This is a genomic window from Limnobacter sp., from assembly GCF_964228395.1.
Classification (GTDB): Bacteria; Pseudomonadota; Gammaproteobacteria; order Burkholderiales; family Burkholderiaceae_B; genus Limnobacter.
Genome location: NZ_CAXQZX010000143.1, coordinates 1 through 13,281, shown reverse-complemented (window position 1 = coordinate 13,281; position 13,281 = coordinate 1). Strand labels below are relative to the sequence as shown.

General features: G+C 54.2%; 13 protein-coding genes and 1 pseudogene. 3 read left to right on the top strand and 11 right to left on the bottom strand.

The features are described 5' to 3' along the window. Window positions 1–31 precede the first annotated feature (31 nt). On the bottom strand, window positions 32–2,359 hold the full coding sequence (locus ACEQU8_RS12045; protein ID WP_370263901.1) for a TIM-barrel domain-containing protein: 2,328 nt from the start codon (window positions 2,357–2,359) through the stop codon (window positions 32–34). A 14-nt stretch (window positions 2,360–2,373) separates the two neighbouring features. Then, on the bottom strand, window positions 2,374–3,645 hold the full coding sequence (locus tag ACEQU8_RS12040; protein ID WP_370263900.1) for a GDSL-type esterase/lipase family protein: 1,272 nt from the start codon (window positions 3,643–3,645) through the stop codon (window positions 2,374–2,376). Window positions 3,646–3,837: 192 nt separating this feature from the next. On the opposite strand from ACEQU8_RS12040, the gene ACEQU8_RS12035 reads away from it, so the two are divergent. The 3 genes from ACEQU8_RS12035 to ACEQU8_RS12025 all read left to right on the top strand — a co-directional run bounded on the left by ACEQU8_RS12035 (window position 3,838) and on the right by ACEQU8_RS12025 (window position 6,017). Next, window positions 3,838–4,506: a TetR/AcrR family transcriptional regulator gene (locus ACEQU8_RS12035; protein WP_370263898.1), complete on the top strand. Its 669-nt coding sequence runs from the start codon at window positions 3,838–3,840 to the stop codon at window positions 4,504–4,506. A 32-nt stretch (window positions 4,507–4,538) separates the two neighbouring features. Beyond that, complete coding sequence (locus ACEQU8_RS12030; RefSeq protein ID WP_370263896.1) at window positions 4,539–5,147, top strand: class I SAM-dependent methyltransferase; 609 nt, start codon at window positions 4,539–4,541, stop codon at window positions 5,145–5,147. Between the two features lie 96 nt (window positions 5,148–5,243). Beyond that, on the top strand, window positions 5,244–6,017 hold the full coding sequence (locus ACEQU8_RS12025) for an SDR family NAD(P)-dependent oxidoreductase (protein WP_370263894.1): 774 nt from the start codon (window positions 5,244–5,246) through the stop codon (window positions 6,015–6,017). A gap of 131 nt (window positions 6,018–6,148) precedes the next feature. On the opposite strand, the gene ACEQU8_RS12020 is transcribed toward ACEQU8_RS12025, so the two are convergent. The 9 genes and pseudogenes from ACEQU8_RS12020 to ACEQU8_RS11980 form a co-directional block, all read right to left on the bottom strand. Continuing rightward, complete coding sequence (locus ACEQU8_RS12020) at window positions 6,149–7,627, bottom strand: SulP family inorganic anion transporter (RefSeq protein WP_370263892.1); 1,479 nt, start codon at window positions 7,625–7,627, stop codon at window positions 6,149–6,151. Window positions 7,628–7,792: 165 nt separating this feature from the next. Continuing rightward, window positions 7,793–7,999: a hypothetical protein gene (locus ACEQU8_RS12015; RefSeq protein WP_370263890.1), complete on the bottom strand. Its 207-nt coding sequence runs from the start codon at window positions 7,997–7,999 to the stop codon at window positions 7,793–7,795. A 790-nt stretch (window positions 8,000–8,789) separates the two neighbouring features. Continuing rightward, a complete protein-coding gene (locus tag ACEQU8_RS12010) occupies window positions 8,790–9,113 on the bottom strand; it encodes a hypothetical protein (RefSeq protein WP_370263887.1) in 324 nt (107 codons plus the stop codon). Between the two features lie 24 nt (window positions 9,114–9,137). Further along, window positions 9,138–9,611: a hypothetical protein gene (locus ACEQU8_RS12005; RefSeq protein ID WP_370263886.1), complete on the bottom strand. Its 474-nt coding sequence runs from the start codon at window positions 9,609–9,611 to the stop codon at window positions 9,138–9,140. Then, complete coding sequence (locus ACEQU8_RS12000; RefSeq protein WP_370263884.1) at window positions 9,608–10,120, bottom strand: lysozyme; 513 nt, start codon at window positions 10,118–10,120, stop codon at window positions 9,608–9,610. The genes ACEQU8_RS12005 and ACEQU8_RS12000 overlap by 4 nt, the downstream gene beginning before the upstream one ends. Then, a complete protein-coding gene (locus ACEQU8_RS11995) occupies window positions 10,117–10,329 on the bottom strand; it encodes a hypothetical protein (RefSeq protein ID WP_370263883.1) in 213 nt (70 codons plus the stop codon). The genes ACEQU8_RS12000 and ACEQU8_RS11995 overlap by 4 nt, the downstream gene beginning before the upstream one ends. Next, entirely contained in the window at window positions 10,313–10,693 is a 381-nt protein-coding gene (locus ACEQU8_RS11990; RefSeq protein ID WP_370263880.1) for a hypothetical protein, read from the bottom strand. The genes ACEQU8_RS11995 and ACEQU8_RS11990 overlap by 17 nt, the downstream gene beginning before the upstream one ends. 68 nt (window positions 10,694–10,761) lie before the next feature. Beyond that, window positions 10,762–11,034 carry a hypothetical protein gene (locus ACEQU8_RS11985; RefSeq protein ID WP_370263879.1) on the bottom strand — a complete coding sequence of 91 codons (273 nt, stop codon included), beginning with the start codon at window positions 11,032–11,034 and terminating at the stop codon, window positions 10,762–10,764. 43 nt (window positions 11,035–11,077) lie between these two features. Then, window positions 11,078–13,281 (bottom strand): annotated as a pseudogene (locus tag ACEQU8_RS11980) (hypothetical protein); the annotation flags it as partial.

Genomic DNA, 13,281 nt, shown 5'->3' with positions numbered 1-13,281 from the left:
ACCGATTGAGCGGTTTAATCGACTTTAAGACTCAAAATGCATTCACGCCACATTTAAAAAAATACGGTAAGGAATCAATAGGGGCAGGCACTGTCACGTCCCTTGGCCCCATGAATTGCATGCCAGTGTCCATATGCTTCCAGCAACCTTGGGGCAGATACACGTTGCGGCTCGTGGCACCCTGCTCCACCACTGGGGCCACCAACACGTTGGGGCCCAACATCCACTGCTGGTCCTCTTGCCGAGCACGTTCGTCTTTGGGGAACTCAACCCACAGCCCACGCACAGGGGGCACACCGGAGGATTGCGCTTCTTGCCAAAGCTTCATGATCAAAGGAGCCGCTTTCAAATGCAGCTCGGCGGCCTTGCGCCAATGCGCCAGAGTTTCATCCCCATAGAACCAAGGCATACGAACCCCGTTGCTTGATGAATTGTGCACACGGAACACCGGCGACAAGGCCGCCCAAAAAGACCACCGCGTGTACAGCTCGGCATCGGCCGGGCCGGTGTGGTAATCAAAGTAGCCACCAATGTCGGTGTTGAATCCATAGGAGCCAGTGGCGCCACGGCTGAGCATGTCGGTGGTCAACGATGCCAGACCAGAGGCCCGCGACCAATCGCTGGTTTCATCGCCGGGAAAATTCGAGGATTCAAAGCCCGAGCTGCCTTGCCGCCCCGAATAACCAGCGCGGGTCCAGAAAAAAATGCGCCGCCCCGATTTGCTCTCAATGTCGTCAATGATTTTTCGGGTGGTTTGATGAAACAGCGTGGGGTAATGGTTGTGCATGGTCTGCCCGGTGCTGCCATCAAAAAAATGCATGTCCAGCGCGATGTGCTCACCAAAGTCCTGCATAAAACCATCGGCCCCCAGGTCTTCGAGCATTTCGCGAATACGCCCCTCCCACCAGGCCACCGCAGCCGGGTTGGTGAAGTCGATGGCCGCGCCAAGCCCGCCAAATGGCGTGCCAAACAAATAAGGCAAACCGGCTGCATCATTGACCACATAACCAGCTTCCAAGGCCTCGGTGAAGGTTTCTGGGCGCTCGGTGTTGGCCGGATCCAGCCCCACGTAGTTGCGAATGTACAGATAGGCCCGAATATTGCGGTCGTGCAGGGCTTCTATGATTGTTTTACTGGTTTGGCGGGGCAAGATCTCCCAGCCTTCAAAAGCGTAGCCTTTGACCGGCAACTGCAGGGCATCAATTTGTGCCAGGTCTTCCCATATCTTGGCCTCATAACTGGCGGCATCATCAGCCTGGGCCGACAACACCCGCACTGCACGGGACAACGTGGGGCCCAGGTCGGCTTGCAAAGGCACGCGGTGACGGCCTTGCAGGCCCGACAAACTTCTGAGCGCCTTCTTTTCGTCCCCGGGCGTGATTAGATAGACCATGTCGCTGCCCGACACATTGACTTGCCACGCTTGCGGATTGGTGGCCCCCAGGTCGTAGCGTGATGGGCGTGTGCTGTCCAGCATAAAGCCATAGCCGCTGCTGGAGGCAAAGGCGGTTGAAATGTAATACGCCGCATCTGGCCCCGATGGAAACATGTAAACGTCCCCCTTGCCCGACGCTGTATTGGCCACAGGCCCCAAAGGCCCGGCCCCCACGTTCTGCGCCTGAATAAAATTGGTGAGCAAATTGCCGCGCTGGTTAACGGCATTGTGCCGTCCCCCGAAGCCATAAAACGACTCATCGCCGCGCAACACAAAACTGTCAGCCACCATCACCACCCCCTGAGCGGGATTGGCCGCCAGGCGCACTTCAAATGCATTGTTGTCTACCGCTTGAATATTCACATTGAGCAAACGCCCACTGGGGTCATTCGTCGCAATGGTCAGGGCCACACCGTTGACTGTCGGCACGGCTTCCAGCACTTCGGTGCCGTGGTATTGCAACCCAAACAAACCTTGGGTGAGGTAATTGCCCACCCAGGGCGTGGCGCGCACCTGGGGGGCCACTTCAGCCCCCACGATGAAAGCGAAAGGTGCGCTCAACACACGCCTTGGAACATAGTCGCTACCCAAGGGTTCATTGAGCGCCACACCGGGCTCAAGAGCGCCGCCTGCACTTTCCACCTGCTCTAGAACCAGCTCGTCATTCCCATTGAAGACGCGAATCCTCAACGGGTTTTTTAGCACCTCCACTCGGCCATTGGTGTTTCGCAGACTCACGGTTTGCTCACCAAGGCTCACCTGGGTGGCTTGCACCCCACTGTCCGATTCATTGCCTGTTACAACGCCAGCTCCGGGGTTTACTGGAGGGTTGCTGCCCCCCAGGCAGGCGGCCAACATCACTGTGGCAGCGCCCAGGCACAATGGCCGGGCCCAATGGATGCGGCAAGTGAGCAAGGTATTCATCGACGTCTCTCTGATTAATTTTTAAATAAATTCAAGTTCACGCACTCAGCCATGGCGGCGTACCCCGCAGGGTTGGGGTGAAGGTTATCGCCACTGTTAAACTGCGGTGCCAAATACCCGGGGCGCAGCGGGTCTTCCAGGCACGCCGCAAAATCAACCACGCCATCGCTAAGGGTTTGGCTTCGAATCCATGCGTTGGTCTGGTCGCGTGCCAGGCGAGCTGCTGCAGTGCCATGCAGCACCGGCACCAATTCTGTAACGGTGCCTTCTGCTGGTGGAATGGTCCCCACAATGGTTTTTAAACCGGCCCTCTGGGCACGGGCTATCAACTGTTTGTACCCTTCAACGAGTTGTTCAGATGTGGGCGCCTGACCAGTTTTGGGATTGCCAAAATCGTTGGTGCCGATCATCACCAACACATGGCTGGCACCCGCAGTGGCTAATACATCGGCATCAAAGCGCGTAAGCAGGGCTTTACCAAACTGAGGCAACCAGCCATCGCGCAGCAACTCATTGCCCCCAATACCCGCATTGGCCACACTAAAAGGCAAGCCTGCGCGGTTGAAGCGCCGTTGCAAATGGTTAGGGTAACGTTGGTCTGTGGCCACCAATGGCGAACCCCGGCCACTCAAAAACGCAGTCGTCGAATCGGACCCATCGGTGATCGAATCCCCCACGGCCACCACGGTGCTCACCGAGGGCGATGCCAACACTTCAAGCGCTTCGATCACCAAAAAATTGGCGGTGTAGCCCTGGGGCGCGGGCTGGTACATGGCCCCATCGGCACTCGCGCTGTAGTCGCCAGGCAGGCTGATGTACAGCACCTCATTGGCATTTAAGTGGCGAGTCAGCTGTGGCGTGGGGCCCGGCGCGTAAAAGCTCACACCCAACCTTTCAAACGCCTCCACTGGGTAACTCACCCAGTCGCTTTGAGCGGTTTCGCCCGCCTGAAGGGTAACACTGGGCAAACCGTTGAAGGTCAAATTGCATGAGGTGCCCGGCACCATGTCGGCCCCACCAGGCGTGGCTTCCCGGGCCAAATGAATATTGCTGAATGTGACAGGCACGCTTGAGTACCGATTACTCAAGCGCAAACGCACCACCTTGCCTGACCAATGCGGAGCAAAGGATTGCCGAACCGATAAACCGCTGATGGGGTGGGTTATCAGGGCATCGCCGGGGGCGGTTTTCCAGGCAGTGACCACTTTACCCTGTTGATCTGCGATTGACTGAGGCGCACAAAAATCGGCTTGAGCAGGTCGCACCGAGCCACTGGCCGAATTCACTGAGGATGCTTCTCCCCCACATGCAAGCAGGAGCATGGAAAGCAAAACCGCAATAGCCAGCGCGGGGGCGGGACATTTCTGTGAAGGGGTGTTTGGCATGTGGAAGCCTGCAATATGTGACACGTTTCCGTATCAGAATAAATATGATACGATTCCGTGTCAAATTATTGAAAGCAGAGCACGAGGTCCGCCGTGAGCACCCACCCCCCAGCCGCTGTCGAGCAAACCGAACCAAGAAGTTATGGCGGCAAAACTGCAGAGGAGCGCCAAGCCGCGCGCAGACAAGCCCTCGTGGATGCGGCGGTGCATTTGTTTGGAGAGCAAGGCTTTGCCACGGTGAGTATTGATGCAATTTGTGCTGAAGCAGGGCTCACCAAACGCTATTTTTACGAGGCCTTTGCAAGCCGGGAAGTCCTATTAAGCGCCGCCTACGAGGCGGCCACGCGCGAATATATGCAATCCATTTTGGCTGCGGTGGCCCCCCATTTAAGCGATGCACGCAAACTGGTGCGCGCGGGCCTTCAAGAAAGCTTCGGCTTTGTAAAACGCAACCCGGCCAAAGCAAGGCTCATCATGATTGAAGCCATGACCGTGCGCAGCCAACTGGGCAATATGTATGGCGAGCGCTACGACGCTTTTGTGGACCTGATGCTGCAGTTTACACAGCCCTTTTTGCATGGCCCAAAGGTCCCAAACAAAGTACTTCGTGTGATGGCAAAAAGCGCCGTGGGTATCATTATTCACCTGTGCCAAAGCTGGCTGGCCAATGATTTCAAGCAACCCATGGCTGAATTGGTGGACGGCACCGAGCGGGTGTTTGCCGGCATGGGCCGCGAATTGGGTGTAAAAGGTTACGCTTAAAATTAAATCCCCTTCACATACACAGGTGTGTCATGAAATTACGCGATCAACTTCAAGAGCAGTTCCAAACATGGTCCCGTGCCTTTGGTCGCGGCGTGTTCCCCCATCAAATGACATGGATACTCGACCTGCCTGGCCGAGGGTTGATCATGTCTCCAAGCACCGTGGCCAATCGCTTGCCCGTGGCGCCCAATGCCCATGTGCTGGAAATTGGCGCTGGCTCGGGCTTTTACAGCGTCGAAGTGGCACGCAAAATTCCAAATGGCCTTTTGACTCTGCTCGACATACAACCAGAAATGCTCAGCAAATGCGAAGAAAGACTTCGCGCTGCGGGGCTACACAACTTCAAGACTCAATTGGCAGATGGCAAAGCATTGCCCTTCCCCGACGCATCGTTTGACGCAATTTTCATGGTTACCGTGCTGGGCGAAATTGAGCAGCAGGAGTCTTTTTTGAGTGAAGCGTGGCGAGTGCTCAAGCCCAACGGCATTGTCTCGGTCAGCGAGCACCACCCTGACCCCGATTTTGAAAACGCAGAGGATGTCGCAAATCAGTTGCTTGCCCATGGCTTTACACCCTTGCAAACCCTGGGCTGGCGATGGGCCTACACGCTGAATGCCTCTAAAAGCAAGGCCGGTTAAGGGTAGATTAAGGCCCAAAGCACCCTCGAATTAAGCCGCACGCAAATGTTAAAGCTGTGCCACACTGCCATTTCAACAACTTGGAAGGAGCAAACCGTGGCCGCAGCGAAATTCGACTTCTCTAACACCTGGACTGTGATCACCGGTGGCGCCAGCGGTATAGGCCTAACCTGCGCGCTGGCCGTGGCGCGGGCCGGCGGCAACGTGGTGGTTTCTGCCAGCCGCAAACCTGAAAAAACCCAGGCCGCCTTGCAGCAAATTCAACAGGCCAACCCCAAAGTACAAGCCAAAGCGTTTCCATGCGAAGTTGGCCAAGAAAGCTCTGTGGCTGCATTCTTCAATGCCATCCAAGGCGAAGGCCTGCAAATTGATTATGTGATCCACAGCGCAGGCATTTCGCCCAACACCGAATTTTTTGATCAAACCCAGGCGGAGTGGGACCAGGTACAAAACACCAACGCCACCGGCAGCTTTCTGGTGACCAAGCACGCCGCCTTGCAAATGAAGCACAACCCCCTGCGTGGTGATTTCCGCGGTCGCATAGTGCTGGTGACGTCCACCAACGGCATCAACAGTTGGGACCCCGTGTCGGCCCACTACGACGCCTCCAAAGCCGCCAACAATTTGTTTGTGCGTGTGGCTGCCGAAAAACTGTCTGAAGACCAAATTTGCATCAATGGTCTGGCACCTGGCTGGATCAACACCGACCTCAACGCAACCCTACCCCCGGATGTTCGGGAAAAAGAGTCCGCCAAAATCTGGATGAAGCGTTGGGCCGAGCCCGATGAAATGGCCCAGTGCGCCCTGCACCTGCTGACCATGCCCTACCTGATGGGACAGGTGGTCATGGCCGACGGCGGGTACCGATAAAATTTGCGCGGCCATTTTGTATCGTTTTGCTACAACGTCAGCCACACAGGCGTTGTAAGCAAGCCAAACAGGTGCATCATGGCCGCACAAGAGTCCGCCAGGCGCAAGCCGCCTCGAAGGCTTTTCATCGCTCAATGCGCCCCAACACGCTCCAGCGCATCCTCCCGGTTGTGTACGCCAAACTGGTCCACCAAAGTTCGGCTGGCCTCGTTCATGCCCAGCAGATCGACCTGCACACCGCGCCGCTTGAATTTCAACACCACCTTGTCCAGTGCACTCACCGCCGTGATATCCCACAGATGAGCGCCGCTGACGTCAATGGTCACTTGCTCCAAGGCCTCGGTGTGATCGAAAAACTGAATAAACCTGTCCGCTGATGCAAAAAACACCTGGCCTGTGATGGTGTAGGTGCGGTGGCGCCCATCGCGATGGGTGGTGGACTGCACCTGCAAAATTCGACCAACCTTGTTGGCAAAAAAGAAGCCCGACAACAGCACGCCCACCAACACACCTTGAGCCAGATCGTGTGTGCCCACGGTAACAGCCACCGTGGCCAGCATCACCACACTGGAGCTCTTGGGATGGCTGCGCAAATTGCGGATCGATTCCCAATTGAACGTGCCAATTGACACCATGATCATGACCGCCACCAAGGCTGCCATGGGAATAACCGCCACATACTCACCAGCAAACACCACCATGAGCAATAAAAACACACCCGCCGCGAGCGTGGACAAGCGCCCTCGCCCGCCCGACTTTACATTGATTACCGATTGGCCAATCATGGCGCAACCTGCCATGCCGCCCATAAAGCCTGCCGTGATGTTGGCCACCCCCTGCCCCACGCACTCGCGGTTTTTGTCGCTGGGCGTGTCAGTCATGTCGTCCACAATTTGCGCAGTCATCATCGATTCCAGCAAACCCACCACCGCCAAGGTCACCGACACCGGCAACACAATTTGCAGCGTTTCCCAAGTGAACGGAACGTTGGGCAACAAAAACACAGGCAGTGCATCGGGCAGTTCGCCCATGTCGCCCACGGTTCGAACGTCCAGCCCCGTGGCCACTGCAAATGCGGTAAGCACCACAATGGCCACCAAGGGCGAAGGCACGGCCTTGGTCACATAAGGCAGCAAGTAAATAATGCCCAAACCAGCCAACACCATGGCGTACACATGCCAGGTGACGTTCATCAGCTCTGGCAACTGCGCCATGAAAATCAAAATGGCCAGCGCATTCACAAAGCCCGTGATCACCGAGCGCGACACAAACCGCATTAAGCGCCCCAAGCGCAACACCCCAGCCAACACCTGCAGCACACCTGCCAACACCGTGGCCACCAAAAGGTATTGCAAGCCATGGTCTTTCACCAAGGTGACCATCACCAAGGCCATGGCACCCGTTGCGGCAGAAATCATGCCGGGTCGCCCGCCAGTGAATGCAATCACCGTGGCAATACAAAACGAGGCATAGAGCCCCACCTTGGGGTCCACACCCGCAATAATCGAAAAAGCAATGGCTTCAGGAATGAGGGCCAAGGCCACCAGCAGGCCAGACAAAAGGTCGTTTCGGACATTGGCGAACCAGTCCGCAGAATTCATTTTTAACATGGTTTAAAAATAGGCGAGCGCCTGCACACAGGCAGCGCATGGGTTGAACCGAAAAACGAAGGTGAGCAGGCGTTGAACTACAAGGGACTGATGCGCAAGGGGTTTAATCGAAGGCGCAAAGAATAACGGCCCAAGGCGAGTGTGTCAAACCATTAGAGCGTGATGTCAATCGTCGGTGGCGGCATCAATGCCTGCTTCAACCACCGCACCGGTTACACGAATACCGGTACTAACCACTGCCCCAGTGACCGAAATTGCCGCCCCCGCTGTAGCACTCACCACCGCACAACCGCTCAGGGTAGACAGACCAACAACCAACATTAGCGCGCAAGCGGGTTTTTGAAATCGGCCCAGAGGGCTGGGTAGGGTCATGATTGTCCTTGATGTGAAATTGTATGCTGAGCCCTCATCATATTACGGCCTGGCAAGGGTCAATCGAATGAAATGGGCCTTAACCTCGATTTTGAAGAGATATGGCGCGCGATACCAAGCACTTGAATTTGATGCAGCATCGCGTTAACTTAATGAAGAGCTTGTTTGAGGTGTTACAGAGGCGATCGGAAAAGAACAAGGGCCTAGGTTGTTACACCCAAGCCCTTGATTTGTTTGGTCGGAATGAGAGGATTCGAACCTCCGACCCCTTGCACCCCATGCAAGTATTTTTTGACAGCCTAAGTTATTGATTTGAAAAAATATAACATACCCAAGGCGCTAACATTTCTTTTGTTTTCAACCCCTTGGGAAGTCGCATAAACACGTGGCCCGATAAGCAATATTAGCGGCAAACTCGCCAGCGATTCAAGTTCTGAACTATCATTGAATACTGTCTATTCAATCAGTATTTGATGCCAGTCCAAATCCCGATACAAACAGCCAAAGACTACTGGAAGACCGCCCCGGCACCTGCCAGTTCTGCACCTACGCAAGGCCTCGTTTCAACGTGATTGAATACGGCGGCGAGCAGCTGATGGAACACTGGTGGTGCGAGCTATACAAGCATGCGACCGTTGGCCATGGCTGCGGGTCATACATGCGAGAGCCTGGTATTGAGGGTTAGGAACTTTTTTCACCAGGCTTTGCACTCAGCATTTGACCACCCGTCAGATGGTCATGGAGGTCAGCTGAAACCCATACTCAGCTGGTCTCCGCCCATTCAGGTCATTTAATAAAAACCAAGTAAGTGCAAAATTACTCCAGCTACCACAGCAGAAGAAACAGCGCCAAACCAACCCCATAAAGCTTTTTTCTTGATCAATGTAGTTGGCCAAACTGACGTTTTGTCACTGTCGGCAAACGAATTAGGGTCAATATGGGTGTTCTCAAAAGCCTGAAAGTTTTCAAAATCTCCCTCAGCGTCAAGCAGTTTCCCACTTCCCACATAAGTGTTGTTAGAAACAACAAGACCTTTTACCTTTCCTTTGATGGAAATAGCGGGTGGCCTCTCACCACTACCGTTGCATCCGTTACTACCGCCATAGCTTCCCAATTTAGGTCCTTAATTCATTTTTCCTCACTCTAATGTTAATTTAACAGCCCGACAAGCAGCCGTCACCTCATCGGCTATTCGTGCGAGCTCTCGAAGATCCGCTTCAACTCGTTCTGGAAGTACAACGGTGGGGGCAGTTCCTTCAGCAAGGCGGGGTTCACCCGGGGAGTTGGTGGGCACGGGGCCTGGATCACAGACTGACCTCGGGAGGCGCAAGCGGTCAGTGCGAGTAAGCTCACGGTAGCGGCTGTCAATTTGAGCCATTTCGGCAATGTATCCATCAATCACTTCCTTGTCTCGTTTGCGTTGGGCCTCGATCTTGTCTTGATACTCTTTGAAAGCTGCGGCCAGTTGCTCGGTGTGCTGTTCCTGCAGCTCGAGCTTTTCCTTTGCAGCGGCACCGCCCTCCACCTTCATGCCGACATAGAAGCCCAGCAACAAAAGCGCCACGGGTATGGCCATGAACACCACGGCCTTGAATGAGCTATGCAACTTCATGAGGCGGCCACCTCGGCAGACTCAGGCGAAGGCAGCGGCTTTAAGCACAGCGACCGCTCAGCTTCGCGCCGATTGGCCAGCCCTTGCACCCGTTTACCACCGGCATACACCCAGCGCCGAAGCTCATTGCAAGCCCCGGTGTAATCGCCTTGGTTCAGCTTTCGCACCAGCGTACTGCCACAGTACGCACCCACCCCCACGTTGTAAGTGAAGGAAACAAGCGCATCGTACTGGTTCTGATTCAGCGGTACTTTGGTGCACTTCAGTACGCCTTGGCCATGGTGAGTTAGTTCCTGCACCAGCAACTGGTCACACTCGGCCTTGGTGTACACCTTTCCGGGCACTATGCCGGGGCCGGTGTAGCCTTGGCACACTGTGAGCACCCCAACGATGTCGCGGTAAGGCACGTATTCTGTGCCCTCCCAAAGCGCAACGGTACCCAACAGCGTGGCTGAGGCTGCCAGCACCGCGCCGCCCGCCTTTTGCTTAAACGTGAGTGGCTTGCTCATTTGTCTGAAATCGCTTCAGTGGTGATGGCGCGCAGCACAAGGAAGGCACCACCCAGCGCAGTGACAATCAGGCCAACGTTTTCACCACCCAAGCTTGTGACAAATACCTTGGTTTGATACTCAACTACGCCAAGCAACATGGTTGCAACTGCTGCTTTTACTGTGCGTGAGCGCCAGTACTTTTTGATTGTTTCAATCATTTTGATCATTCCTTATGACGAAGTAAGCGACAAGCCCTGCGACTACCGATGCACCAGTTGCGGCGCCGAGCACAACCAACAGGTTGTTGACAGCAGCACCGCCCATGGCTGCCGTGGTGACATCGAGCAATTCGCCACCCTCTTCAGCTGGGAGGCTTTTTGCATATTGATAGACGGCCACTTTGGCCAAGGTGACCGCAGGAAAGCCGATTGGGTTTGACTCATACCCAGCACCGGAGGCAATTGCGCCCCATGTGGTTGCTGTATCGGCCACAGCGGCGTTTATGTAGGCTTGGTCGTGATCGTTTGCGTGAGCAAACCCAAGGCAAAAAGCAACGAGAACGGCTATGGCCAGCTTCGTGAGAATCAGCATTACAAAACCTCCAGACGAAAAAAAACCACCCGAAGGTGGTTTGGTGGGTGTGGTGGCTTGCTGCTTACTTATTGGCTCAGCACCGGAGCCTCGTTTGGAATTGACCCGCTTGCCGCCTTTGCTTTGGCTTGCGCTTCGAGCTCGGCCTTTGCTTTTGCCTGGGCCTCTTCGCGAGCTTTGTTGACCGCTTCGACCTGGTTTGCAATGTGGTCGTAAATTGGCCGTGTAATCACCATTGGTGCCTGCACATTGGCCAACACTTCGAGCAAGTAGTTCACTTGACTGGCTTTTAAACCCTTGATGTCGTAGCTCATTTCTGTGGTTTTGCCGTTTGCTTGCATGTTTATTTGTCCTTTTTGATTTGGGTTTACTGTGGGGGTTTAGTCAATTGCTTGCGGCTTCGAGCGATGCGACACGCGCCATTAACTGATCAATTACCTCTGAAGACTGAAGGCTGAAGGTCTCAAGGCCTTCAATTCGGCTTTGGCACTCTTGAACAGTGCGGAAATACTGCATACCAATGACCGAGTACTTGACCGACATTGTTTGTTCACCGGTTGGCACCATGCGGCGTTTTTCAACTTGCTCTGTAACCTCTTCCATGCGCTGCACAAGATGCATTTTTTGCCGGTATTCGGGGGGCTGCTCGGGTTCTATCACCTCGCCATTTTCATCAAGCACTGCTGCTTTATAAGGCGACACCTCTTCCAAGACAGGTTCACCGCTTTCATCAAACAGCGGGAATTCATCGAGAACAGGTTCTTCAACCTCAACCGGTTTTGTGCTCAGCACCTGACGATATTGACCATCAACCAACTCAATCGAAGTTGTGGTGCTTTCTTTGACAACGGTTTGGGTGACAGGCACCATCTTGGTGAACGTCTCCGTATAAATTTCTTCGCGCATGTCGTCAGAGAAATCGACTACACCAGGCGAAACTTCGAGAGCATCGGCAGCGTTCAGACCAAGCATTTTGGTGTTTTGCTCGGTATCTGACTTTAGGTAATACTCGATCCAGTTGTACGCTTTGGTTTTCTGCCAAGTAGAGCCTTTGGAGCCCAGAATGTTTTTAAGCTTTGGATCGGAAATTGCACCGTAGCTGTTGGTGGCGTTTTGAACCGAGCCATTGGCGAGGACTTGGTATGCAAGGGAACCGCCCGTAAACGCAATAAAATGCGTACCAGTGAAAGCGGCCTTGACAATTGATCCATAAGTTGCAGCTTGCGAGACGTTTTCTATTAAATTTGATGCAATTACAGTAGCATCACCGGCATTAGATATGAATAGATGATTATCGGTTGCAATTCGGTTGGAGTTAGATCCATCAACGTACTGCCCTGTCGGACTCACCTTGAAGTACCCCCCCGAGGTAAATCGCCCAGACTCGGCAAAAGCGAAAACCTCACCAGCCGCTCCGGCAAGTGATCTGCGGAAAATAATCGCACCACTAGCGGAGTTTAAAGATATTTGAACGGGTAGGTTCCCTGTTTTCAACCGAGTGGACACCTCCGCGCCACTGGAGCCCGCCGCGATATATGTTGAGTTCGTATCTTGGTCAATTGCTGTTACATCGCCTAGACGAATCGAACCTCCCAGTGCCCCCAATTGGTTTGTCGTAGCTAGAAGCAAGTTACCGTTATTCGACATCCTGCCCAGTTCGTTCATAGTCAGTGCGACATTTCTTGAAGTCAACGCGTTGGGGGCACTTAAAAATTTGAACCCATCGCTGTCCATTTCAATCACTTTCGGGGCCGCTACAAACTGACCTTGGGTTGATCTGTAACCTGCATCGTCCGGTCTTGGCTCTGCTGAATAACCAATGACTGTGCCGCCCGACGAACGCCGCGCACCGAATATATTGATTGTCTCGTTACCAGAGTACTGCCCAGAAAGTATCGTTGATCCACCGGTAGACTCTTGCGTACCGGCTCGAATTTCACCTTGCAAAATGTCAAGCTTAGCGTTCGGGTTCGGTTGAGAAATGCCTACCTTAAGGTCGGCGGTAAATCTGACTGCCTCAAAAAAAGAAACAGGTTGACCTGCAGTTCCGGCAGGTGCGACAAAAAACTTAAACGCACCATCGCTCTTGTCGATTCTGAGGGTAAGGGGTCGTTCACCTGTTGTTGCATGTATCGAGCTACCATTGAACGGGGATGTTGTATAACCGTGACCTAAAGCAAGGGTGTTACCATCACCAAACACCGACCCGAAACCTCCGATTTGAATGGTTGGCGAGATGAATGGACTCGGCGCAATTCCAAGCCCTAAATTCCCAGCTATGTCCTTAACCAACTGCCCACCACCAAGATTAACAACCCCCGTCCCCCCAGTCAGCGTTCCTTGGTAGCTAAGCGCCCCGGTCACATTCAAGCTATTGACAGTGCCGCCAACAACGCTGGCGCTTTGCCATGCGGTGCCGTTCCATACGCGGGTTTCCATAGCCGCGGTGTTGAAGTACATGGCACCAACAAGCAAAGTGTTGCCGTCGTTGTCGAGGATTGGGTTTGCAGACTTGGGGCCAAGGTAGCGGTCGTCGAACTGGTCATAACTTGCAGCAGCCGAGGCCGCGCTTGACGAGGCGGCGCTGG

What these genes read in the sequence shown, in the direction of transcription:
- ACEQU8_RS12030 (WP_370263896.1), top strand. Translation starts at nt 4,539, where the DNA reads ATGAAATTACGCGATCAACTTCAAGAGCAGTTCCAAACATGGTCCCGT.
- ACEQU8_RS11995 (WP_370263883.1), bottom strand. Translation starts at nt 10,329, where the DNA reads ATGATCAAAATGATTGAAACAATCAAAAAGTACTGGCGCTCACGCACA.
- ACEQU8_RS12015 (WP_370263890.1), bottom strand. Translation starts at nt 7,999, where the DNA reads ATGACCCTACCCAGCCCTCTGGGCCGATTTCAAAAACCCGCTTGCGCG.
- ACEQU8_RS11990 (WP_370263880.1), bottom strand. Translation starts at nt 10,693, where the DNA reads ATGCTGATTCTCACGAAGCTGGCCATAGCCGTTCTCGTTGCTTTTTGC.
- ACEQU8_RS11985 (WP_370263879.1), bottom strand. Translation starts at nt 11,034, where the DNA reads ATGCAAGCAAACGGCAAAACCACAGAAATGAGCTACGACATCAAGGGT.
- ACEQU8_RS12005 (WP_370263886.1), bottom strand. Translation starts at nt 9,611, where the DNA reads ATGAAGTTGCATAGCTCATTCAAGGCCGTGGTGTTCATGGCCATACCC.
- ACEQU8_RS12045 (WP_370263901.1), bottom strand. Translation starts at nt 2,359, where the DNA reads ATGAATACCTTGCTCACTTGCCGCATCCATTGGGCCCGGCCATTGTGC.
- ACEQU8_RS12020 (WP_370263892.1), bottom strand. Translation starts at nt 7,627, where the DNA reads ATGTTAAAAATGAATTCTGCGGACTGGTTCGCCAATGTCCGAAACGAC.
- ACEQU8_RS12000 (WP_370263884.1), bottom strand. Translation starts at nt 10,120, where the DNA reads ATGAGCAAGCCACTCACGTTTAAGCAAAAGGCGGGCGGCGCGGTGCTG.